21 protein-coding genes and 1 tRNA gene are annotated in these 23729 nt (G+C 46.6%); 13 read left to right on the top strand and 9 right to left on the bottom strand.

The genetic code is table 11. From position 1 onward, the window contains the following. Window positions 1-96: 96 nt before the first annotated feature. Window positions 97-1398, top strand: coding sequence for an ATP-dependent Clp protease ATP-binding subunit ClpX (gene clpX / locus AK963_RS06890; RefSeq protein ID WP_066014724.1), 1302 nt, complete (start codon window positions 97-99; stop codon window positions 1396-1398). Window positions 1399-1464: 66 nt separating this feature from the next. On the opposite strand, the gene AK963_RS06885 is transcribed toward clpX, so the two are convergent. From AK963_RS06885 to AK963_RS06875, 3 genes are all read right to left on the bottom strand, one after another. Further along, on the bottom strand, window positions 1465-3093 hold the full coding sequence (locus tag AK963_RS06885) for a hypothetical protein (protein WP_066014723.1): 1629 nt from the start codon (window positions 3091-3093) through the stop codon (window positions 1465-1467). 277 nt (window positions 3094-3370) lie between these two features. Beyond that, window positions 3371-4684, bottom strand: a complete 1314-nt coding sequence (locus AK963_RS06880) for a YjiH family protein (RefSeq protein ID WP_066014722.1) — start codon at window positions 4682-4684, stop codon at window positions 3371-3373. Between the two features lie 235 nt (window positions 4685-4919). Continuing rightward, window positions 4920-4996 (bottom strand) — tRNA-Pro (locus tag AK963_RS06875). A gap of 222 nt (window positions 4997-5218) precedes the next feature. On the opposite strand from AK963_RS06875, the gene AK963_RS06870 reads away from it, so the two are divergent. From AK963_RS06870 to AK963_RS06860, 3 genes are all read left to right on the top strand, one after another. Continuing rightward, window positions 5219-5863 (top strand): peptidylprolyl isomerase, encoded by a 645-nt coding sequence (locus AK963_RS06870; protein ID WP_175404460.1) that lies wholly within the window; start codon window positions 5219-5221, stop codon window positions 5861-5863. Between the two features lie 5 nt (window positions 5864-5868). Further along, window positions 5869-8061 carry a tRNA(Met) cytidine acetyltransferase TmcA gene (locus AK963_RS06865; RefSeq protein ID WP_066014721.1) on the top strand — a complete coding sequence of 731 codons (2193 nt, stop codon included), beginning with the start codon at window positions 5869-5871 and terminating at the stop codon, window positions 8059-8061. Between the two features lie 83 nt (window positions 8062-8144). Beyond that, entirely contained in the window at window positions 8145-8387 is a 243-nt protein-coding gene (locus AK963_RS06860; RefSeq protein ID WP_066014720.1) for a GrxA family glutaredoxin, read from the top strand. 11 nt (window positions 8388-8398) lie between these two features. Here the strand turns inward: AK963_RS06860 and AK963_RS06855 are convergent, their stop codons facing one another. From AK963_RS06855 to AK963_RS06835, 5 genes are all read right to left on the bottom strand, one after another. Next, the gene (locus AK963_RS06855) at window positions 8399-9295 is read right to left on the bottom strand and encodes a DNA replication terminus site-binding protein (protein WP_066014719.1); all 897 of its coding nucleotides are present in this window, start codon (window positions 9293-9295) and stop codon (window positions 8399-8401) included. A 34-nt stretch (window positions 9296-9329) separates the two neighbouring features. Beyond that, a complete protein-coding gene (gene pdxH, locus AK963_RS06850) occupies window positions 9330-9977 on the bottom strand; it encodes a pyridoxamine 5'-phosphate oxidase (RefSeq protein WP_066014718.1) in 648 nt (215 codons plus the stop codon). A gap of 53 nt (window positions 9978-10030) precedes the next feature. Then, window positions 10031-10834 (bottom strand): MBL fold metallo-hydrolase, encoded by an 804-nt coding sequence (locus AK963_RS06845; RefSeq protein WP_066014736.1) that lies wholly within the window; start codon window positions 10832-10834, stop codon window positions 10031-10033. Between the two features lie 109 nt (window positions 10835-10943). After that, a complete protein-coding gene (locus tag AK963_RS06840; protein ID WP_066014717.1) occupies window positions 10944-11501 on the bottom strand; it encodes a hypothetical protein in 558 nt (185 codons plus the stop codon). A 119-nt stretch (window positions 11502-11620) separates the two neighbouring features. After that, window positions 11621-12919, bottom strand: a complete 1299-nt coding sequence (locus AK963_RS06835) for an inosine/guanosine kinase (RefSeq protein ID WP_066014716.1) — start codon at window positions 12917-12919, stop codon at window positions 11621-11623. Between the two features lie 614 nt (window positions 12920-13533). Here AK963_RS06835 and AK963_RS06830 point away from each other — a divergent pair. The 3 genes from AK963_RS06830 to AK963_RS06820 all read left to right on the top strand — a co-directional run bounded on the left by AK963_RS06830 (window position 13534) and on the right by AK963_RS06820 (window position 18525). After that, window positions 13534-16353, top strand: a complete 2820-nt coding sequence (locus tag AK963_RS06830; RefSeq protein WP_175404459.1) for an insulinase family protein — start codon at window positions 13534-13536, stop codon at window positions 16351-16353. Between the two features lie 339 nt (window positions 16354-16692). Next, window positions 16693-17790: an enoyl-CoA hydratase/isomerase family protein gene (locus AK963_RS06825; RefSeq protein WP_066014714.1), complete on the top strand. Its 1098-nt coding sequence runs from the start codon at window positions 16693-16695 to the stop codon at window positions 17788-17790. A gap of 285 nt (window positions 17791-18075) precedes the next feature. Continuing rightward, a complete protein-coding gene (locus AK963_RS06820) occupies window positions 18076-18525 on the top strand; it encodes a DUF2799 domain-containing protein (protein ID WP_066014713.1) in 450 nt (149 codons plus the stop codon). 118 nt (window positions 18526-18643) lie between these two features. Here AK963_RS06820 and AK963_RS06815 read toward each other — a convergent pair whose 3' ends face one another. After that, complete coding sequence (locus AK963_RS06815; protein WP_066014712.1) at window positions 18644-19276, bottom strand: deoxynucleoside kinase; 633 nt, start codon at window positions 19274-19276, stop codon at window positions 18644-18646. 216 nt (window positions 19277-19492) lie between these two features. On the opposite strand from AK963_RS06815, the gene AK963_RS06810 reads away from it, so the two are divergent. From AK963_RS06810 to AK963_RS06785, 6 genes are all read left to right on the top strand, one after another. Then, window positions 19493-19852: an Hpt domain-containing protein gene (locus tag AK963_RS06810; RefSeq protein WP_066014711.1), complete on the top strand. Its 360-nt coding sequence runs from the start codon at window positions 19493-19495 to the stop codon at window positions 19850-19852. A gap of 104 nt (window positions 19853-19956) precedes the next feature. Next, window positions 19957-20154 carry a hypothetical protein gene (locus AK963_RS06805; protein WP_202969733.1) on the top strand — a complete coding sequence of 66 codons (198 nt, stop codon included), beginning with the start codon at window positions 19957-19959 and terminating at the stop codon, window positions 20152-20154. 76 nt (window positions 20155-20230) lie between these two features. Beyond that, complete coding sequence (tnpA, locus tag AK963_RS06800) at window positions 20231-20557, top strand: IS66 family insertion sequence element accessory protein TnpA (protein ID WP_066014710.1); 327 nt, start codon at window positions 20231-20233, stop codon at window positions 20555-20557. Continuing rightward, window positions 20554-20952: an IS66 family insertion sequence element accessory protein TnpB gene (tnpB, locus tag AK963_RS06795; RefSeq protein WP_066014709.1), complete on the top strand. Its 399-nt coding sequence runs from the start codon at window positions 20554-20556 to the stop codon at window positions 20950-20952. Before tnpA ends, tnpB begins: the two co-directional genes overlap by 4 nt. A 5-nt stretch (window positions 20953-20957) precedes the next feature. Further along, complete coding sequence (gene tnpC / locus AK963_RS06790) at window positions 20958-22631, top strand: IS66 family transposase (RefSeq protein ID WP_202969732.1); 1674 nt, start codon at window positions 20958-20960, stop codon at window positions 22629-22631. A 234-nt stretch (window positions 22632-22865) separates the two neighbouring features. Continuing rightward, window positions 22866-23729 (top strand): hypothetical protein (locus AK963_RS06785; RefSeq protein ID WP_139117282.1); only part of this gene is annotated, 864 nt, incomplete at its 3' end.

Below are 23729 nucleotides of genomic sequence, written 5' to 3'. Positions count from 1 at the left end.
CGTGAATCATGGAATGGCCTTTGATCAGTTTGACTGGCAGGTCTATTTTCATTGACAAGTGCAGGGCAGGCATTGTCCGTATAACAGGGTAATCGAATGACCGACGAAACAAGCGGCAAGGGTGAAGACAGCAGCAAACTGTTGTACTGCTCTTTCTGCGGAAAGAGTCAGCATGAAGTACGCAAGCTGATTGCCGGCCCTTCCGTATTCATATGTGATGAATGTGTTGACCTATGCAACGATATCATCCGTGAAGAAATTCAGGACAGCAGTGGCGAAGAGTCTTCTGATAAGCTGCCGATCCCTCGCGAGATCAAGGAAACTCTCGACGAGTACGTAATTGGCCAGCCCCGGGCCAAGAAAGTCTTATCCGTAGCGGTATACAACCACTACAAGCGCCTGCGTTTTGGCGATGCCAAGGGCGACAAGAAGAAAGATGAAGTTGAACTGGGTAAAAGTAATATCCTTCTGATAGGGCCTACTGGAAGCGGTAAGACGCTGCTTGCTGAAACGCTGGCTCGCATGCTCAACGTGCCATTCACCATTGCTGATGCCACTACCTTGACTGAAGCTGGCTATGTCGGTGAAGACGTTGAAAATATCATTCAGAAGCTGCTGCAGAAATGCGATTACGATGTAGAAAAAGCTCAGATGGGCATTGTCTACATTGATGAAATTGACAAAATTTCCCGTAAGTCTGATAACCCATCCATCACCCGGGATGTTTCCGGCGAGGGTGTTCAACAGGCTCTGCTCAAGCTGATTGAGGGTACGGTTGCATCGGTTCCTCCTCAGGGAGGGCGCAAGCATCCTCAGCAGGAGTTCCTGCAGGTTGATACCTCCAATATTCTCTTTATTTGTGGCGGTGCTTTTGCCGGTCTGGATAAAGTGATTCGTGGTCGTACTGACAAATCTGGTATTGGCTTCTCTGCGGAAGTCAGCAGCAAGGATGACAAGAAGGACCTGGGTGAAACCTTTAAAGAAGTTGAGCCGGAAGATCTGGTGAAATTCGGTCTTATCCCTGAGTTTGTTGGTCGTCTGCCTGTCATTGCCACGCTTGAAGAGCTGGATGAAGAGGCGCTGGTGCGTATCCTTGTTGAGCCCAAGAATGCACTGACCAAGCAGTACAGTAAGCTCTTCGATATGGAAGAGGTGGAAGTCGATTTTCGTCAGGATGCGCTTCGTGCGGTCGCGAAAAAAGCAATGGAGCGTAAAACCGGAGCTCGAGGCCTGCGCTCTATCCTTGAGGCGGTACTGCTTGACTCAATGTATGAGATTCCGTCCGATAAGAGCATTTCCAAGGTGGTGATTGATGCATCGGTTATCAATGGTGACTCTGAGCCGCTATTGATTTATGAGAATGCTGAAACACCGAAAACAGCGCTTTCTGACAAGTGATGCGTTAGTGTTCTGATTATAGGCCCTGCTTTTGCAGGGTTCTTTATTTCTAACTGCCTGGTTATCTCATTGGCCATCTGGAACTTCTGATTTATAGGCTTCGATCATTGTGTTTTGCAGAATCCTGAAGGCCTGAAGGGCGAAATCCAGACTGTCTTCGAGAAGGCCGTTATCATCACATGCTATATGGATCCCCCTGATTGCGGTTGTTAGTTTTTGAGCAATTGGGTTCAATTCGTCAAACCCAGCACCTGCCTGACGAGCTTGCTCTAAAGATTCTATGCCTCTTACTGCATTTTTAAAATGAGCACGCCACTTGCTTGGCAGGGTGTACTTGTCAACAACTCCAGACAATTTTTCAGCGATTGTTAGTAATGGGAGAGCCGGGTTGTTGGGTGTTTGGAAGTCTGTCATTTTTTCGTTTAATTTATCAACGTATTCATTCAAGTTGTCCAGTTTTGTCATAAGTTTTTCGGCATAGTCTTCCATATCGCCTTGAGTTGTGACAAAGCGGGTCGAAAACTTCTCATACATTTCAGAGCCACCTGACTTGAGAAGATGCAGGGTCATCCCAGAGCAGTTATGCTCTTTACTGAACTGCTGGTAGTAATGTTCAGGGTGATCCGGGCTATAAACTTCATTCCATCTTGCAAGCATTTTCTCCTGCTTAAGACCAAATAATACAAATTTGCTTCTGTTTGTCTCGAGGTCTGTAGCAGGCCCAATGCAGGGCAAATAATGCTTTTCAGCTCGTCTTTGCCAGTCATTATTGTTTTTGCTGGATGCCTTCTGAGAAGGCAGTGGCTTGTAGTTTGCCTGTTTTATGATTTCATCAGTTATCTGAGGGGGTGGTGGTGTTTCTGGTTTTTCCTGCGGTGCATTTGCCTGAATCCCGACTTTCTGCTTCTTTCGCCGCCGATTAAACAGCCTTTTTATCCTATTTTTTGGTTTTTCCTGACGGTCTTGTTTTTCGGTTTCATCCTGCTCGGCTCTTTCACTCGATGCTGGCTCTGGAGTTGGTGTGTTTGCTTTTTTCAGCAGTTCACGGGCTTTAGCACCATCTTGAAGTTTGAATTTTGTCTTAGGATTTATGTAAAGTCCCTTCTCATCCCGATAGCTCGGCGGTGAATATGGAAAATCTTTAGATGACAGCTCTTCCAGCCTTATTTTAGGTCCGTCAAACAGGCTTCTTTTCAGTGGAGCCAGCGCTCTTTTAACAATATTACTGGATTTAGACCAGTTTTCTTTTTCCTGTCTGTACGGCCTTGGTACCCAGGCAATGTATTGATTGATATCTAAGTCTTTGTCTTTTATTGATAAGGCTGTATGAATGCTGGAGTGCTTCATGCCAGGCGTAGTCCAATGTCTTAAGACAATCTGGCGTGACAGTTTTTTGGCTGCTCCATGACTCCAGCTGAAGTCCTTAGGCAGGTCAAATGGGCTGATTTTACGGGTACATAGTTTTTTTTCTTCAAGGGCTGATAGTAAGGTTTGTACTGCTTTCAGGCTGTCATACTCTGCAACCGTAGTGGGGGCAGGCAGATTTACTCTGCGGGTAATACCCGATTTAATCATTTGCCAGATTCTGGCAGCCCGACTTTTTTCTTTGATATCTGAAATGGCATTTGCCAGTTTTACTGCATCAGACCTCTTCTGAAGAGTGTATATACCAGGATTAATTTCTACAGGCCCCATTATTCTCGCCCCCGTGTCCAGAGTGCTTAGTCAATTTTATCCAGAGTCGGCATTTGTAAGGAAAAATTGAGTAAAGGCGATAAATCCGGCTTGAGTACGTTTACGACTATCTAGGGGGGCTTAATTAGTCGTGAGACCAGTTGATTACACACTAAGGCAATACCCAAAGGGCATAAAGGCGAACGGCGCAGGTCATGGTGGCTGCTGTTTGAAGTATTGCCAGATAATTACGCGCAAGTCTTTCATGATGTGCCTTTAGAGCGCCACCTGGTAAGTTTTAATTGACCAGGAAGAGTGATATGGGAATAGCCAGTGCCAGTGTTAGCAAGGTGCGCATAAACCAGACCATTATCAGCTGCCTGACTGTCAGGGGGATGTTGGTTGCCAGTATGCAGGGGATGGATGCTGAAAAGAACAGAATAGGGGATACGCAGACAATTCCGGCGGCAAGGCGTGCGCTCAGATTGGCATCCTGCATAAGCATCGCAGGTAGAAATATTTCAGTCAGGCCTGTTGCGCTGGCTTTGGCAAGTTCCATGCCATTGTCTATGCCCCAGATCCAGATAACCGGATAGAATAAATAGCCAATCCAATCGAATACAGGCGTGTACTTGGCTGTCAGTAGTCCAATTGTACCGATGGACATAATTGTAGGAATAATCGTAATGGTCATGATTATTCCGTCTTTGAGGTTTTGGAGAAGATTTTCTGTCAATCTTGGAGCCTTTGCTGCTGCCTGAAGTCCCTGTTCCAGGGCTGTTTTAAAGAGCTTTTTGTTGAAAGGCTTATTTTTCTCTTGAGCGTCAGCTTGTTGCAAGCCGTTGATGGTTGATAGTGGTGGAATCCGGGCGGTAATGGCGGTGACCATGAAAGTGACAGCCAGTGTTGTCCAGAAATACAGGTTCCATATCTCCATCAGATTCAAGGTTTTGGCAATCGCGATCATGGTGGTTGCTGATACGGTTGAAAAGCCGGTGGCGATGATAGCAGCCTGTCTGGCGCTGTACAGACCATTGATATAAAGCCGGTTGGTGATTAACAGTGCGGTTGAATAACTGCCAACGAATGACGCAACCGCATCAATGGCTGAACGACCGGGAGTGCGCCAGATTGGCATCATGATTCTGTGTAATATAACGCCAGTACTTTCAAGCAATCCGTAACTGACCAGAAGCATAAGAAATACAGAGCCGACAGGAACAATCAAGCTGACGGGTATTACCAGTTTGTTCAGCAGGAAAGGAAGTGCGTCCGGTTCATGTAATAAAGCAGGGCCTGTTTCAAACAGGGCGAATACGGTAAGTAACAGGCCGAGGCATTTAAGGCCGAGGAAATATTTTTCACCCGGCTTCTGAAGCAGGCTTCCGTTACAAATAGGTAAAAGAGTTCCGGCGATCACCATGACCAGCGCATAAAATCCAGCATATTCTCCCATGCCGTGTTTAATCCAGAGCACAATATGGTCTATTAGGATGCTTTTGACGCCATGCAGGTTGATCGGAATGAAAAACATCAGAAAACCGATACTGCTCAGCCCAATGAATTTGCACCAATGGATAAAGGAGTGCTTTGATAGTTTCTGCTGATTCACTTCACTTAATCCTCTGGATTATTCTTCTTTGGGATGAAATGAACAGTTAATGGTAGTTCTTCTGGTTATTGATTGCTGTGTGTTTTTGCTGAGGAATTATTTGATTAAGAATTTTGGTGGTATGAGGCGGTGGAAAAAAGCACTTTTCTTGGATTGGGATTATTTGTCAGGCAAGAGTGACCAATATTATATTGGGCTTTCGGGAAGCAAGAAATTGGGGTAAAAAAGAAATGTCTGGTCGGAGCGAGAGGATTTGAACCTCCGACCCCCACAACCCCATTGTGGTGCGCTACCAGGCTGCGCTACGCTCCGACACATAGAAAGGATAAAAAGCGTTTTTTTTGTCCCTTCAGGCGGGGCGTATATTACCCTAACGAACTCTATTTGCAAGCCCTCGCGTATTTCTTTTGATGATTTCTCAGTGAAAAAACATCAGATGCTAAATAGGCTTTTTTTCTTGCTCCAGAGCATTTACTGTCTATCCGATTGTATAGCATAAAGTGTTTTTAACTTTTTCTGCTTTGGAGAGAATAAATGCGTCAGATGAGAAACTGGCTGCTTGGAAGCACCATCCTTTTTTTGACAACCATAGCGTATGGTGCGGTGACAGAGCCTTCCGAATCCGCTAAGAATAAGGTGGAATCGTTCCAGGTAGTTCTGGAAACCAATAAAGGCGATATTGTCCTGATGTTGGCGCCTGAAGAAGCGCCCGTTACCGTGAATAATTTTATCGAGTATGTTGAAAGTGGCTTCTACAATGGCCTGGTTTTTCATCGGGTGATTAATGACTTCATGATTCAGGGGGGAGGCTTTACCCCGGATATGAGCCAGCGGGCAACCCGAGCCCCGATCAAAAACGAGTCGCTGCTGAATCAGCGTCTGGCAAACAGTCGTGGCTCTATTGCCATGGCCAGAACCCAGATTGTTGACAGCGCAACCTCCCAGTTTTTTATCAATCTCAAAGACAATGAATTCCTGAATGGTAAGCCTTATAAGGCGGGTTATGCGGTCTTTGGTCATGTTGTTAAAGGAATGGATGTAGTAGACAGTATCGCCGGGGTGAAGACGGGTTATCGTGGTCCACACGGTGATGTACCGGTTGACTCTGTTATTATCAATAAAGCGTATGTTGTGAAAGAGGGGAAGAAGCCGGCTAAAGCCGAGCCTAAGGCTTCCTGATACCCATGAGTAAACAGACCATTTCTACCACTTGTGAACGTGTTCTATCTCTAAAATCAGCTGCCAGACTTTCTGGTCACCGGCGTCTTCTGGTATGCGCAGGCGATGCTGACTGGTGTCAGGCTCAAGTGGTTGAAATGGTACAAGCCCTGGTAGGAGAGTCTGTTCTTCTGATAGGGGAGGGCTTCTCAGGGCTTACAGCCTCAGATGCAGAGGTTATTGCTGCAAAAAAATGTCTGTCCAGGTTAGGCAGAGAGCATCAGAACATTATCTTCAGTGCGCATGCAGGCTTTGATGTCGATGCATTTGGAGCCATTAGCGGAACGTTATGTGCTGGTGGTCTTTTGGTGCTGTTAACGCCTGAGATGGATCAATGGCCATATTTTCACGATCCTGAACATCGCCGAATGCTGGTTTACCCTCAACAATTCGAAGATGTCTCTGGACGATATTTGAAACGTTTGTCTCAAATTATTGAAGCCTCTGATCAGCTCTCTCTCTTTACTCAAGCTGGGGTGGTGCGGATTCAAGAGGCTAAAAATAATCGTGATAAAAAAACACCTGGCGAAAAGGACGAGATGGTAATTGCTCCCTGTAAAAGCCAATCACAGATGCAAGCGGTTCAGGCAATTCACAAAGTTCTTCGTGGACACCGTCGTCGCCCGTTGGTTCTGACAGCCGATCGGGGCAGAGGTAAAAGTGCGTCTCTTGGGATTGCAGCGGCTCAGCTATTGCTGGAAGGTGTTGAGCAGATAACCATAACTGCTCCTTCGAGAAGTACAGCCGATGTGTTTTTTCAGCATGCCGTCAAAGTGCTGGGTGAAGAAAATGCAGCACTCTTAAACAGGCTGCAATTTATTGCCCCGGATGACCTGGTTCAGACCCTTCCTGCAACACAGTTATTGCTGGTTGATGAGGCTGCTGCCATTCCTACACCCTTGTTGGAAAAGATGCTGTCTCATTACAGTCGAATTGTCTATGCCACCACTATCCATGGCTACGAAGGCACCGGGCGTGGCTTTGCAATACGTTTCAGGAAGGTTCTTGATAGCAAAACGCCTCAATGGCACGAGCTGAGGATGGAAGAGCCGATTCGCTGGCAGCCGGAAGATCCACTGGAGTCCTTTGTATTCAAGGCGCTGCTGCTGAATGCATTACCGTCTGTCATTGATCAGCCGGAAATTATCAGTCCGGAACAATGTACTTTCCGGCAGATATCATCTGAAGAGTTACTGCTCAATGAAGACTTGCTAAGTCAGATCTTTGGTTTGCTGGTACTGGCTCATTACCAGACACGGCCATTTGACCTTCGCCACCTGCTGGATGGTGGGAATATCGAGGTGTATGGCCTTTTTGATGGGCCGCAACGGTTGGTTTCCGTCCTGCTGGCAGCAAGGGAAGGCGGTATTGAGTCGGATCTGGCAGATGATATCTGGATGGGCAGGCGCAGGGTTAGAGGTCATTTGCTCCCTCAGTCACTAAGTAACCACCTGGGCTTACCGGACGCTATTTTCCTGAAGGGGTTCCGGGTAATAAGAATAGCGGTTCACCCGGACTGTCAGAGAATAGGTTTGGGCAGAATGCTGCTGGAAAAACTTCAACAGGATGCCACCCATAAGAAAATAGATTACCTGGGTACACTGTTTGGTGCGACTGATGACCTTCTGAAGTTCTGGGGGGATTCTTCCTTTGTCCCTGTTCGGGTTGGTCTGTCCAGGGATGCAGCCAGTGGTACCCATTCTGCGTTGATGCTCAAGCCATTATCGTGCTCTGCGAAACGCTTGATTCATAATGCCCATGAAAAATGCCTGGCCCAGCTGCAGTGGTTGTTAATGGATGAGCTCAAAGGACTCGATGTTGAGGTGGTTACCGTCATCTTTTCCATGATGGAACCGATAATGCGAGTCAGTGAAAATTATGCATTGTCCTGTGACGATCAGCGTGAACTGACTTCTTTCACTGAGGGGCAGCGGCAATATGAGAATTGCATTGATGTCATCAAAAGAGTGGCCTTTCGAATACTTGGGGCTGGTGGTGTAGATAATGTGGACGCAACGCTTCTTGTCCGTCGAGTGATTCAGAATCACTCCTGGCATGAGGTGGTTGTAGCCTGCAACTTTTCTGGAGAAAAGCAGGCCCGACAACGTCTGCGAGAGCTGATTTCTGTTAAAAACAGGCTGCATTTGTCAGCCAGTTAGCGTTATAGTGCCTACTTTAATACCCCCTAATGTTCATCTGAACCAACTGGGTGATTTCCTGTGAACCTGATGGAGCATAAATAATGGATCGGTTTACTGTGTTTGGCCGTCCTGGCTGTGGATTTTGTGTACGTGCCAAGCAGCTGCTGGAGATGAAAGGTTTGCCTTTCAAATACATTGATATCTATGAAGAGGGTATCAGTAAGGCTGACCTCTCCAAGACCGTCGGAAAGGAAGTTGAAACTGTTCCTCAGATCTTTCATGGTCAGCAGTATGTTGGTGGTTATACGGATCTGGAAGCCTATCTTAAGGAAAAGGAAGCCTGAGCATCTTGGTATCAGGCGTAACGGTAGACCCTTGAATGGGGATTGTCGTTGATTTTCACCAGACGGGCATCACTGCGCTGCAGTCTTTCCTGTCTGGTGGATGGGTCATAGGGGCGAATCCGATTGAACTCCGGTAATGGCTCTCCCGGCTTCAGTTGAATGAATAGGGGGAGGGGGGAGTTAATCTGTGCCGGATACTGTTTTTTCAGTACCGGATCTGCCTGCCTGAGCGCCTGAATGTCCTTTGACCAGGTAATATTGGCTCTCAGGTGTGGAGCCAGTATGCGTTTGATAACCACCACTTCTTCGGCAGGCATCTTCTCCAGAAGGCAAATGTCTTCATTAACGGCGACAGAAGCTATGTATTTCTTTCTGAAATGATCGATCGCTTCCTCTGCAGTCAGCTTAACCGTCCCACTGTGACTGGCAGCCCAGCTGAAACCAACTCGCCTGGGGGGCTCTTGAAAGAGCTTGAGTTGTCGGTAACATTGCACAAAGTGCAGATGTTTGATCTGAAGTCCTCCCAGTAATCCATCCCGCAAATCATCGGATGCCTGTTCAATGGCCTCTATGCTGTCGCCAAAGAGCTTGCGAAAGTTGGCTATCGCGCTTTTAAACTGATCACGACAGAGATTCAGTGCTGTTCCCAGTTGTAAGGTATTCTCAGAAATGCCTACTAATCCGGTTAAACGGGCCGTTTCCTGCTTGTTCTGCTCTTTGATATAGGTCAGTCGGGTTGCAATGCCCGCTGCCAGGGAGCGTTGGTTTCTGGATTCGGAGTCCGCTTCCATGATCCAGATGGGTAAGCCATGGTCAGACTCAACAGCTTCCCGAAATGAGCGATTCAGTTCTACCAGTTGAATCAGAGCATCCCTTACGGCGATGCGTGCAGCGGTTTCTTTACTCATAGCTTGCTCATAAAAAAGATCACCTGACAGGTTTTCAAGGAGAGAGACGGTCGATTTGCCAGTCACTGCCTTTATCTATGGACAGCCGGGCGTATTGAAAACGGTCGTGAAGGCGACTTGGGCGACCTTGCCAGAATTCCATTTTTTCCGGCACTACCCGATAACCTCCCCAGAAATCGGGAAGAGGAACCTTTCCTTCCTTGAATTTACGCTTCATTTCTTCGAGCTTAAGTTCCAGAACTTTGCGCCCCGTGATTATCGAACTCTGTTGTGATACCCAGGCGCCTAACTGACTGCCATGTGGTCGGCTGGTAAAGTATCGGAGTGATTCAGAGGTTGAAATTTTTTCTGCCCGACCCTGAATAATAACCTGGCGCTCAAGGGCTACCCAGGGAAACATAATGGCAACATTCGGGTTGCTGGTAATATCTCTGGCTTTATTGCTGCTGTAGTTCGTGAAAAAAACAAAACCGGACTGATCAAAATACTTGAGGAGTACCGTTCTCAGGGATGGAATACCCAATGAAGAGACGGTAGCAAGGCTCATTGCATTAGGTTCAGCAAGTTGAGCCTGCTGGGCCTGCTCAAACCAGAGTTCAAACTGATCAAAAGGGCTTGTTCTCAGGTTGTCCCGACTTAGCCCTGCCTGAGTGTACTCTTCTCTTAAATGGCTGATATCCATGGCGGCACTGTACTATTAAATGATTTCTTATTTTAACTGCGTCACAGCTTTCTTTACAGTGTCACTTTCAAGGACTCCCTGATCAGGTTGCGTTTTGAGAAACCAAAACCGGTGAGATAACTCATACCATCTTCTTTACCCAGTATCTTTCGGGTGATTTCCTTAATCGACTGTCCTTGATGGTGCAGGTTTTGGGCGCGTTCACATAACTCAAGCAGGTTGTTCATTTTTTCCTGCAGAGCCTGCTTTCCATACGGAACGATACCGCGATGAGGGCAAAGTACTGTAGTAAAATCCCTCGCGAGAACTTTTCGTATGCTCTTGATCAGCATGGTGAGGTTCTCGTCATCACGCATATAGCGGATGGTACGGGAAATATAGAGGTCTGCGGTAAAAACAAAACCGTGTTCGGGAGAGAAATAACACACCATATCTTCTGCATGTCCAGGTGTTGAAATGGATTCAAGCCGGCTGCCGTCATCCAGCTCAATAACATCCGGTAGAGGCTGAAGGTTAATTGCTGGACTGCTACCCCAGAGGTATCGCTGGATCCATGAAATGGAAAAGCCCATCCTCATGATAGTACGTGTTGCGTCATTTGCTGATGGTGTAATTCCAGTCAGTTTTTCAAGGTTGGCTGCATTCCCGCTATGGTCCTCATGATGATGGGTTAACAGTATCTGGCGAATGGGCTTTTCCTGGAAAAAAGTCCGGATATGACGCCACTGATTGGAAGGGGCTGTATCAATTATGGTGTCGCCAAAACGGTAGACAATGAAGGATGTGTTTACGTTGTTTTTTCTACCGCAACGAATGCCTTCGATGGATTCGTGGTTGATGCGCTGAAGAATGCTCATGAATGCGTCAGTATTATTATTATGTTCATTATTATTTTGAGGATCATAGCGTCTTGATTGATAAAAAGCATCTGACCATTTGTAAGAATGAAGCCCTCGAGTTGCCTGGTCACTCCCTGAGATTCTCATGGAAATTCCGGTCGCTGGCTTTTATGAATTCAAACAAATGTTGCTCGAACCCATCACCGTAGTTACTTATTGTCAGGGTGTTAAGTGGATAGCCACACACGGTGGATGAAATACGGGTGTTTTCTGAAAAGCAAAAGCACCTTTTACCAAGGGTCAAAGCAGTTGCAAGTTCGAAGCCTGCACCTGTAGAAGGGTAAGTTAAATCCCAAAGGCAGAAGCGGGCATTTCTCAAGCTGTCCAGTCCCCAGTAGTAGCAGGCCAGTTCTTTATGAAGCTCATTTGGATCAGACGCACGAAAAGGGTGTAGTTTATTGACCTGATCTTCGGTACTGAGCTTGAGAAACTTTTCAGGGATATTGGTTATAGATGCTGCAGATCGACTATGCAACTTATCATCAAGAACAACATCAGCATGGCATTGGAAACCGTAGTCTCTGAGCAGCTCACAGATATGTATCGCACGGTCAACAATTTCCCGCGCCTGAGTTTTTGACCGACTGGTTACACTGGCACCATAAAAGACGACACAATCCTTCATCGCAGCTTCTCTAGCATATGTGGATCGAACAACTATAGCAGCTGGCGGCTTAAAACCGTGGAGAATAACGATGCCGTTGATCTTGGCATCGTTAAAAAAGAAGGGTGGGATATGGGTGCTTATTGATCCCAGTAACTGTCTTCCAGGCTCATTTCTCGTTCTGGCAGAGCCCTTGAAAGGCGGGGAGAGCTTTGTGCAAGCACCTCAAAACTGACCCGATTGGCGTATTTGCATACCTGGGCAAAAGAAGAGTATGTCACCCACGGTTTATTATGCTTGCTGGATGTTGGCAGCATCTGGCGGTGATAGGAGTTAGCTGCCATATCATGAATAAGCGCAGCCAATGCACCATCTCCAGCACCATTGGTGTTTTTTATGTTTTTGGGCCCGCCCAGGTAGGGGCTGATATGCGAGTATATTTTCAGCGGCTCATCACAGTGTGAGCGAAGCAATGGGCGGCTGAATTCATAACGATTGAAATCACTGATGGTTCCGGAGCGAATGGGGTTGTCTGTTTCCCTGGCCATGTCTTTTTCGGTATAACCACTTAGATAAAGGCCTTCAGCGCCGGCCGTCAGTAACACCATGTCGACCCATTGCAGCATATGTTCAGAAGCTGACAGTGGATCCAATTCACCCGTCAATGCCTCAGCTTCCTCCTCGTTCATAGCAGCAATGGTGACATATTCATTAAGAAACTCGATCAGAGGTTGCTTAATTGCATTCACCAGTCCACGCGTACCCAGTGTCAAAATGACGGGAATATCATGTTTTTTCGCCAACTGAGCTGCTTTCACCATTGAGTGGTAGATGGGCAGGGTGGAATCAGCCAGCGTGTAAGCGCATAAAACCAGGCCAGATGACTCGGCAATAATGGTTTCATTAATAAATTCCGGACTGAGCTGATTCATAAGACCAGGACTGATACCGAAAGTGCGCTCACCATCTTCCGTAATCAGTGCGAAACAACGGCCAATAGGACCATCGACAGGCTGGAGCCAGGTTAGGTCGACTTTACTGCTGGTATTACAGAGGTAGCGATAAGCGTAGTCACCAACCTGGATGTTTTTACTCATAACGCCAAATTGAACTGAGCGATCATCCGCCAGTACGGAATAATTATGAAGTGTGTTACCGATTGTGCCACCGGCAAACTGGTCTTCAATGAGCTGGTGTTCCTGAAGAAAACCATAAAGGCGATTAGCCTGGTTATTGTCTATCCACTGAGAGGCTCCCTTATCGAGCCCAAAGTCTCGGAGTAAAGAGTCATCAACTCGGGCAGTAATATCCACCAGATTCTGATCAATCCCACAGACATAGGTGTTGGCCTGGCCAAACACAGAGCTTTCCATGTCAAAGCGATTGTGGGTATTGACCGGGAAGTAATGCTTGATCTTTCGTCGGCCGGGGAATTTCATGAAAACAAAGAAAATGAAGTATCAGGAAGGGGAGCAGATTATTCATGAAAAACAGGTGGAAAACCAGTGCAATCTTGAAATGTCTACCTTGACATGAATTTCCATATTTCAAGTAAGCATGATCGTAAAGCAAGTTAAAGTTGCTATTCAAGCTCAGATTTTTATGACATCAATTAACACTGTCACAGGTGTACTGTATATTTACCCGTAGCTTCTTAAGTTGCTATTTTACTGGCTCCTTTTACTCACTTGCCACCGTGTAGCAACTCCAATTCCTTTGGGTATATAGGTAAGGCTGAAAGTCACTGCATTCAGAAAATAGTATAACGGTTGTAGTTCACATAAAGATGCGCCATGCTGACATTTATTGCATTGATTAAGTGATGTGACAAAACGTTGATAGCAGGTGGTTTGCCAAAATTCTCTGGCTGTTTTCTGATTTGGTAACTTGCCGATTGGCTCTAACCCTGGTTTGTTTCTGTTAATGTCTCTGCTTAAACAGGATCCCAGCAAGCCGAATAGAACAGGATAGATCAAAAGATTGTATGATGTTTCGGACAGTGAAAGCTGATATGTTGAAAAAACTGGTGTCAATGGTTGCTGGAGTATTAACCATGGTTTCAATAGCAGGTTGTTCAATGACGACGGAGAGAGAAGCCCTTGTGACCCCGGAAGATGTGATAAAAAGCCCTGCTGATGACCGAGATTATCGCTATATCACTTTGGACAACGGTCTTAAGGTGCTACTGATCTCGGATCCAGATACCGATAAGTCTGCTGCAGCTGTAGATGTGAATGTCGGTAGTTATCAAGATCCTGATGACCGTCTTGGGCTTGCCCACTTTCTTGAGCATATGTTGTTTATGGGTACGGAAAAGTACCCGGATGTAGACAGTTACTCTGAATTTATCCGCGCCAATGGTGGCAGCAGTAATGCTTATACTGCAGATGTGCGAACCAATTACTATTTTGATATTAACAGTGACCAGCTGAAGCCAGCGCTGGATCGCCTTGCCCAGTTTTTTATTGCACCCAAGCTGGATCCGAACTACGTAGAACGTGAAAAGAATGCGGTAGATTCAGAATACCGTCTGCATGCCAGAGAGGATGGCTGGCGCCTATTCATGGCGCTTAATTCAACGTCGAATCCGGATCACCCCAAGAGTCGGTTTAATATAGGCAGTCTTGACACTCTGCATGATCAGGATGGACAACTCTGGCAGTCGTTAAAGGATTTCCATGACAAATATTATGTTGCTTCCAACATGGGTGTCGTTGTTTATGGAAAAGAGCCGCTGGAAAGACTTGAACAGTGGGTAAATACCTCTTTTTCGGCGGTACCATCAGGCGCAAAACCGGATTTGACCATTGGCAAACAGCCATACTCCCAAGATGAGCTTAAGGCCCGGATTAATATTGTGCCATTAAAGGATACCCGGGTTCTGTCATTAAGTTTTCCGATGCCCAGTGCACAGCCTTTTTACCATATTAAGCCTTTGGGCTATCTTGCCCGAATCATTGGTTATGAGGGAAAAGGCAGTTTGCACAGCCTGTTGAAAGAGCGTGGCCTGATTGATTCACTGGCAGCCTACAGCAGTGACCTTCCTAATGAGTACAGCGAGTTTACGGTTCGCATGGAGTTGACTCCTGAGGGGTTAACCCAGGTCGATGAGATCACTGCAATCGTATTTGACTATCTTGACCTTATTCGCAGAGAAGGTCTCCAGCCATGGCTCTATGAGGAGAGTAAGCAAATTGCAGAACTGGCCTTTCGCTACCAGGAAGACCGTAATCCGCAGCAGACAGCCTCAGGACTGGCGGCCAGAATGCACTATCTTCCACCGGAGCACCTGCTTGAAGCAAATTACCTTTATGACTCCTACGATCCTGAGCTGATTTCTGGTTATCTGGCCAGAATGACCCCGAAAAATCTACGTCAGGTGGTCATTGCCCAGAATCTGTCTACTGATAAGGTTGAGCCGTACTTTGAAACGAAATACAGTATTCAGGCTCTGTCAGATGAGCTGGTCAAACGGCTGAAGACCCCGATTGCCCGACAATTACTGACTATTCCTGAGCCTAATCCTTTCATCACGGGTAACCTTGAACTGCATGAAAGCGATCAGGCCAGTGAGCCGTCGGTTATTCTTGAAGAGCCGGGGTTGCGGGTCTGGAGTCTGACTGATACCAGCTTCAATATGCCGCGTGGCAATGTGCGGGTGATGATCTCTACACCGGCTGCTTCAGCAACACCTAACAATAATGTATTGATCCAGATATACAAGTCACTGCTGTCAAGAAGCCTCAATGAATATGGCTATCCGGCCAGGGAGGCTGGTCTTAATTACAGCATCACTGCCGGTCGGCGTGGACTGTTAATCAGCCTTGCCGGTTACCAGGATAAACAGACCGTTCTGCTGGAAGATATTCTCAAGGCAATTGAAACCTTTAAGCCTGAGAAAAGTGCTTTTGAGCAGGAAAAGGCCGTACTTGTCAGAGGGCTGAAAAACAAGAAGTTCCATGCACCTTACCGATTGGGCATGGATGCGCTTAATCAGGCAACCTATCCTTCTTATCCTGAAGATGAAGTTCTACTGAGCGCTGCTGAAAAAGTCACTTATGAGCAACTGATTCAGTATGCTCATGCCTTTTATAAGCAGATTCATGTAGAAATGCTGGTTTATGGCAATCACAGTAAACAGGAGGTATTAATACTCTCTTCAATGGTGGAAGCAGTATTACTGAATGATCATAACCGTCGGGACCGCTTTGACTTGCCCTTCCATCTACTGGGTGACACAAACCGTGTTCTGAATATGGATATTGAGCATGATGACTCAATGCTGATCAGTTATTACCAGATACCCGAGACTGATAACCGGGAAAGAGCCCGTTATGCCTTGTTGGGCCGTCTTCTCGCAAATCCATTTTTTAACAGCCTGCGTACGGAGCAGCAGCTGGGGTATGTGGTGTTTGCCGGTCCCCGTCCATTTGAGAAGCATCCTGGTGTCATTTTTGTTGTTCAATCACCAAAGCTGGATCCTATTGGCATAGAAGGTCGTGTAGAACAGTTTTTGAACGATCAAAAAGCAGGGTTGTCAGGACTGACAGATCAGGAGCTGGAACAATATCGTCAGGGATTGATCGGTGACCTGCTTAAGAAAGACGACAATATGGATGAGCGTAATGGTCGATTCTGGCAGGGAATTGCCAGTGACGAGCTGGATTTTGAGAATAGAGTGAAGATTGCGGATGAAATTCGCAAACTCAAGCCCTTGGATATGCAGTCTGCGCTGGCAAGGTTAATGGAAAACAAAGGAAAGCTTGTTATCCGTTCGTTTGGTGAGCCTCACAAAAAGGCATACCGAAAGGAGACAAACAGAACCGAATGCAACACCATTGACTGTCTGAAGGATCTGCCTGTCAGCGAATAGTCCGTCCTTTGGGGCAGTTATTGCTGCCCCAATCTCCAAACCTTTCTTCTATTTTCTTTTTGCCGGATTGGGTATCAATATTCTGGTCATCTTCATACCCTGTTATTGCTGACTCAACGTGGGGATGTTTTTGACACCGGTTTTTTGGACAGTATTTCTCACTCACAGATTTATGCTGAAAATATAATGCTTAACCCATTAGGGCTAGTCTTTTTGATGGATGACTAAGTAAAAATTTGTTTATTTTTACCATGTTCTGCTTTCTTTGTGGTATTTTCATTGATAATCAAGACTCAGTTACATATGCTTTTTCCCAACGGATATGGAGGGGTAATTTATATGGCCACTGACGTTCTGTTTTCCGAACTGAATGCCCGAGATAATAAAAAGATTGGTCTGATCACGCTGAATGCTGAAAAAGCATTGAATGCATTAAATCAATCCATGATTGACCTACTGCTCAACCAATTTTCTGACTGGCGTGATAATGATGATATTGTTGCCGTATTTATGCAGGGCAGCGGAGAAAAGGCATTTTGTGCTGGCGGTGATGTGCGAGCGTTGAGGCAGGCTGTTATTGATGGTAAGCCAGAGGTTCCCGCTCATTTTTTTGAAACCGAGTATCGTGTTGACTACATGATACACTCCTATCCAAAACCAGTAATCTGCTGGGGAAATGGGATTGTGATGGGAGGTGGTATTGGTCTGATGGCTGGTGCTGATTTCCGAATAGTGACTGATACCTCAATGCTGGCCATGCCTGAGATCAGTATAGGCCTCTATCCGGATGTTGCCGGAAGCTGGATATTAAGCCATCTTCCAGCCAAGCTTGGTCTGTTTATGGCTCTGACCGGATGTCGGCTTAATGCAGCAGATGCGCTCTATGTTGGTCTTGCTAACCGTTTTATTGATCATGCTTTCCGTGACAACGTTCTGGAGTCTCTGCAGCAGGCAGACTGGAACGCTTCTGATGCTCATGCTGTCGTTTATGGTGTTATACAGAAATATCGGGAAAAAAGTCAGGGATGGCTGCCCTATTCGAAGGTGCGAGAGCACAGAGACTTGATTGCCGGGTTGATGGATCAGCCATCACTGGCTGGTGTGATGGCTGCCCTTGATGGGCTTGAGACTGATGATGACTGGTTGCTGGCTGCCAGAAAAACGGCGCTTCATGGCTCTCCACTGTCAGCAGCTATTGGTTATCGACAGTTACAGAAAGCCAGGCACATGTCGCTTAAAGAGGCATTCCAGAGTGAGTTGGCTCTGTCAGTGAATACGGTGATCGATGGTGATTTCTGCGAAGGTGTTCGATCACTGCTGGTTGAAAAGGATAAAAATCCACAGTGGAAATATAAAGCAGTTAATCAGGTTGATGAACAACTATTGGATGAACTGTTCAGCTCTCCCTGGCCTGAGAATCCTCTCCACGACCTCTAATGGAAAAAAACTGCCACGAAAGTGGCAGTTTTTTTATGCCTTTTAAGAGAATAAAGAATTTAACTTTTGAAAGTTGGGTGAAAAATTAATAATTCAGCAGTGTTTTTGTTTTTTCGATTATTGATCTGATCTCTTTTAAAGGCTTTGTTTAAAGGTTTTTTATTTTTGTTATTTTTTTATTTTATTAATGGTAAGTATTGTTCAAACCCACTTTATTTATTTTAAACAAGGAGTAATATCTGTAGATAAGGAAATTCATAAAAATAAATTGATGGAGTAATTATCATGCTTGTTAATAAAGAAAGAATTACATGTTTTTTTTCTTTCGTTCTACTCACGGGGTGTGCCATTTCACCAGATGCTTCAAAATTGGCCAGCCAGAACCAATGGGAAGTTCTCGGTTATGAGGATGGGAGAGAGGGGAATTCTTTCAGAAGCGAAGTAGAATTACAGCGGCTGGGTAGCTCCGAGAATAAGGCAATTAATGATTATGCAGTAGGCTATTCAACCGGTCTTGCATATTTTTGTGACGCTGAAAATGCATATCTTGAGGGGGTCAAAGGCCGCCCCTATGAAGGGCAGTGCAATAATATGCCCAACGAAAAGGAGCTCATAGTGTCCTGGCAGGTTGGAATGGATCAGTATGAATTTGAGGTCCTGGATCGGTTATGGCAGGACACCGAAAATAATCGTTATGATGATCTTATGGAAGAGTATACTCAGGAGATGAATTAAGCGAGAGTGTATTCTCCCCGTTCAGGAAATGACCGCCATATGTGTGTTATTTCTGAACGGGGCGATCAATGAATATCGTGCACTGAAAAAGATCAGGCTTGTTACCTGATCATTTGCTTCATTGAATAACCGGTTTAATGGTATTCAGCAGTTGCTTTGCCAGATTTTTCTCACAGCCAAAATCATCCCAGTCAACAGTGATTAAGGGTGTGCCCATAGAACGACAGATCTGTGGCAGAATGGCCTCATGATAATTATGAATATCGCTAAGGTACGTTAGAGGGGTCCCGTCTTCTGCACTTCTGGCTCTCTCAATCAGACGACTATGGGCGATTTTTGGCGCGGTTCTGAGATAAATGACCGCACTGATCACCGGATAATCTTTCAGTCTTCGCTGGATTTCACAGTAGTGCAGCATATAGCGCTCATCTGGTGTTGTCATACCCAGAAAGTTTGCCTGGGTAAAAATCAAGTCAGAGTATAGGGAGCGCTCAATCAGATAGTTGCGGTCAGTAGGTAACTGCTCAACAATGCTGGCCCTGCGATTGGTAATGTACTCCTGAAACTGAATACGTTTAACCGCATCATTAGGGTGATCAGTGAAATCCTGAAGCAGTCGTGTAAATTCCGGGTCATTCACAGGCTCCTGAATGGCATCCCAGCCCAGCTCTGCTGCAAGTTTGGGAAGAAGTGTTGATTTACCTGCAGCAATATTGGCTTCTACCGCGACAAAGTGGTTGGTTTGCTTCATTAATGACCCCGGTGACTGATGATACAACTCATGATACTTCCGTTCTGGTCATGAGAAGGGCAGGCACTTTATGAGGTTAAGCGTCCATGATCAATAAGTAATAGGCGGAAAGGGGGTAGGCTTGGCCGTGATATGGTTTAATGGCCTCTTGGCAGGCCTTAAGTTATATCACTTTGTGCCGAACACGAGAGTAACGACAGAAGCGTGTGACTGCATATGGGTAATGTGGAAGAATATAACCAGATGCTGGCTGATATTCGTCAAGACTACCTGAATAAACTGAAGACTATATCCGACAGGATGAAGATGCTATATCAGGATCCTTCACTCTGTTTCAACGATAGTCAGGCATTCTCTGAAATTTATATCATTGCTCATAATCTTCATGGATCCGCTGACACTTTTGGTTTCAAACCTGTCAGTGAAGCAGCAGCCCCGCTGGATTTCCTATTAGAAGATATTAGGCAGTGTTCTAAGGGAAGGGTTATCGGTGAGGAAAGCCTTTTATCTCTCAGGTCCATGATTGCTGAGTTGATTGTATCCGTTAATGATTCTTTAATAGAGGCAGATGGTTAATTGGTTTTTTTCAAATAATACTGTGATTTTGGAAAGGCCTTCCTATATATTGTTGTTTTCTAAATTTTCGTCATGACATACGTGTAAATTAAGATTTAGTATTTATGCATCCTTCACTTCGATACATTCAAGGCTACCCTTTACCTATTATCGAGCAGGTCAGTTCTCTGGTAGACAGCAGGAAACTGATTCCATGGTTTGAGCAACGTTACCCACACAGACACTCTATTAGAAGTGAAAAAGCGTTGTTTGATTATACGATGGAGATCAAGAATCAGTTTATGAAGAAGACTGTACCGTAAGCGCCAAATAAACCCACGTCCTTCCGTCTAATTTCCCAGCCTGAAATCATGGCTTCCAGTTATCATGGAGGTCATCATGTCGATATCTCAAACCATCCCTGAATTCTGGTTGCAGAGAGTAAATGCCTGGCAGCAGTCAGGGTTAAGCCAGAAGGCCTGGTGTGATCAACATGGGGTTAGCCCCTCCCAGTTCAGTTACTGGAAGCGCAAGCTGCAAGCTGTCCATGTAAACTCTGAAACCACTCCCAGTCCCTTTGTGCCTGCGGTACTAGAAGACAATGTATTCCCAGCTCGTGTGAAAGCTTCTTCTATGACGGTTACATTCCCTAATGGCGTCATAGTGTCTGGCATTGATCATCAGAACTTGTTGCTGCTGAAGGAACTTATGGAGGTACTTCAGTGAATGAGCCTGTTCTCCGCCCTTCTGCCCGGCTCCCCAAAGTCTACCTTTATCGCGATCCTATTGATTTTCGAAAGTCATTCCGTGGGCTCGCGTTGCTGGTCGAACAGGAACTGGGGCATAACCCCTATGATGGTGAATTATTTGCCTTCACCAATCGTCATCGCAACAAGATCAAATGCCTGTTCTGGGAAGACAATGGCTTTGTCCTTTATTACAAAAGCCTGTCGGAGGATAAATTCCGCTGGCCACGCAAGGCGGATGAGCTGATTACCCTGACAGGACAGCAGCTGAACTGGCTTCTGGATGGCTACGACATCAGCCAGATGAAGCCCTATAAAAAACGCCGTTATGACGGCAATTTCCAGTCCCACATGGGTGCTGTTGTGGTAACATAGCGGCCATGAATAAAGCCTGTGTCCCCGTCCTTTTTCAGCCAGAAACTTCACTGCCCGACAGCCGGGCTTTTTCTGCTGAGGCCGATATTGCCATGGCTCATTTCCTGGAAATGCTTCAACAACTGGAGCAGTCGCTTCAGGGAAAAGACGACACGATTCAACAGCAGTCACGCGTCATTGAAGAACTAAAGCAACGGATTGCGACGTTGGAGAGCTATCTCCGTTTGGCAAGGTCTCAGACCTACGGGCGCAGTAGCGAAAAATCGGAAGGGCAGTGGGATATCTTTAACGAGATGGGTGCACCGATACCTGATGAGGAAACGCCAGAAGCTGACACTCATGAGCCGAAACCACGCGCCAACAAGAAAGGCAGGAAACCTCTGCCAGCGCATCTGCCCCGTCACCAGGTATTTGCCGAACTGACCGACGAAGAAAAAAAAGGTGCCCTCACCACCTTCTTCAGGAAATCCCGTGAAGAGCTGGACATCATCCCTCCGGTAGTTCGCGTGCTGGAGTATATGCAGGAAGTGGCTGTGTTCCCGGCTTGCCCCGAGCAGGGTGGCCAGCAGCAACTCAAGCTGGCTGCATTGCCCAAGCATCCCATTCCGAAGTCGGCGGTGAGTATCGCCATGCTGACCTGGATCATCATTGCCAAGTTCTGCGATGCATTGCCCTTGTACCGGCAGGAACGGATTCTTGGGCGTTACGGAGGTTCCCTCAGTCGAACCACCATGGCGAATACATTGATCCGCCTTTCCAAACAGTTACAACCATTGATCAACCTGCTGATGGATAACTTGAGAAGTGGCCCCCTGATCAACGCCGATGAGACCCGGATGCAGGTGCTCAAGGAAATGTCGAAATCGATCAATTCCGACAAATTCATCTGGAACCTGCTGGGCGGTCCACCGGGTCAACCGGCCGTCGTCTTTCACTACGATCCTTCGCGCAGTAAGGAGGTTCCCCTGCGCCTGCTGGAAGGGTTCCATGGTTACCTGCAAAGCGATGGTTACGCGGCTTATAGTGCGGTGTGCAAGCAGGAAGGGATTACCCAGGTCGGATGCTGGGATCACGCGAGGCGCAAATTCAAGGATGCCCAGAAAGGTGAAAAGCCGCCGGGCAAGGGAAACCCAGGGCAAAAGGCCAGCCTGGCCAGTACGGCACTGGCCAAAATTGCCCGGTTGTATGCCAATGAAAAGGTCATCAAAGAGGCAACCCATGACGGTAAACGGCAGTACCGGCAACAGCACAGCGTTCCGGTTCTGGAGGAGATCAAGGCCTGGCTGGATGTGAACATAAACCGGGTTGAACCTGGCAGCCTGATCCATAATGCTATCGGTTATGCCATTAACCAGTGGCCAAAGCTGATCGTTTACTGTGAAGATGGCCTACTGAACATCAGTAATGCCGCTGCCGAGAATGCCATTCGGCCCTTGACCGTGGGACGCCGCAACTGGCTGTTTGCCGATACCCCTGATGGCGCCCGAGCCAGCGCCATTTATTACAGCCTGATCGAAAGCGCCAAAGCCAATGGACTGGAGCCCTTCGAGTACATTTGTTATGTACTGAAGGAACTGCCGTATGCGGATACGGTTGAGAAGCTGGAAGCACTCCTGCCCTGGAATGTGAAAGCCTCCGGCGAGCTTTCCAGCAACACGTCCCTCCCCAAGGCTGCCTGATAAAACAGGTCAGCCTTCCCTTATACCGGTTGTCTTGAACTTTAGCGGGCTGACAAGGTCAATAGTTCTATTATGTCATCCCCAGACGATTCTCCTACTGGAAACAGGGAAGCTCCCAAATAAACCATGCTGTCACCTTCCTCCTCAGTAAACGCAGCTGTATCCACGTTAACGTTAACTGACGAAGGAAGGGACGAGCTGACAACCAGCCGAAAAGGAAAAAGAAAGCGAACCATGGCAGGTTTCACGGTGGAGCAGACAACAACGGGCACTGGAGCGTTTTCTTCGCATCAACAGCAACCTGAATCCGGGGCCATCCCCCCCATAAAGCTCAGGCGTGTTACTGGCAAAAATCTACCAACAGCCAGCCAAAACTGGCCATTAACTGGCAATGAGCATTCTTCAGCGATGGTGCAGGATATGCCAGAGCCAATGGAGGATGCACCGCTCACTACAGAAATTAACAGTGAAACATCAATTTCAGAATTTACTGTAAGCCAGCAAAATGAACTACGAACACATTTAAATAATCAAGAAATACAAACAGTACTGAAGAATGCCGGGATACTGCTGAAAACCCTCAATGACAGGAACATCCAATTAGCGCGAGACAGGGGTAAGCCGCCCGCAAATTCCCTCTTTTCCAAGTTAAAAAACTTCAGCATTGTTAAAGATTCTCAGACTTTCAAGGGCTATTTTGCCAAGGCCAACACGTTCTTTTTAGCTGTAAATACCCGGCAGATCACAAATACCAGCTGCCTTACCAGCATGCTCAAGTCGAAGACTCAGATAAAAAAGTTTGCAGAAGAAAGCGAGGAAAACATTCAGGCAGTTGCTGCTAACCCATGCTTGAAACAGATTGCCTCCATGTGTAATGGCAAAGGCTTGCCCGACAAAGCGAAGGTGGAAGCGTTCGTGGCGTGGGAGTGCTGGAAGGTGAACGGCGAATTCAGCCTGGAACTGCTGCGGGCCTTTTCCTCCATGTGTCATGGCAAAGGCTTGCCCGACAAAGCGAAGGTGGAAGCGTTCGTGGCGTGGGAGTGCTGGAAGGTGAACGGCGAATTCAGCCTGGAACTGCTGCGGGCCTTTTCCTCCATG

This window comes from Endozoicomonas atrinae, assembly GCF_001647025.1.
GTDB classification, from domain to species: domain Bacteria; phylum Pseudomonadota; class Gammaproteobacteria; order Pseudomonadales; family Endozoicomonadaceae; genus Endozoicomonas; species Endozoicomonas atrinae.
The sequence above is the reverse complement of the archived record's forward strand: the minus strand, read 5'-3'. Positions and strand labels throughout refer to the sequence as shown.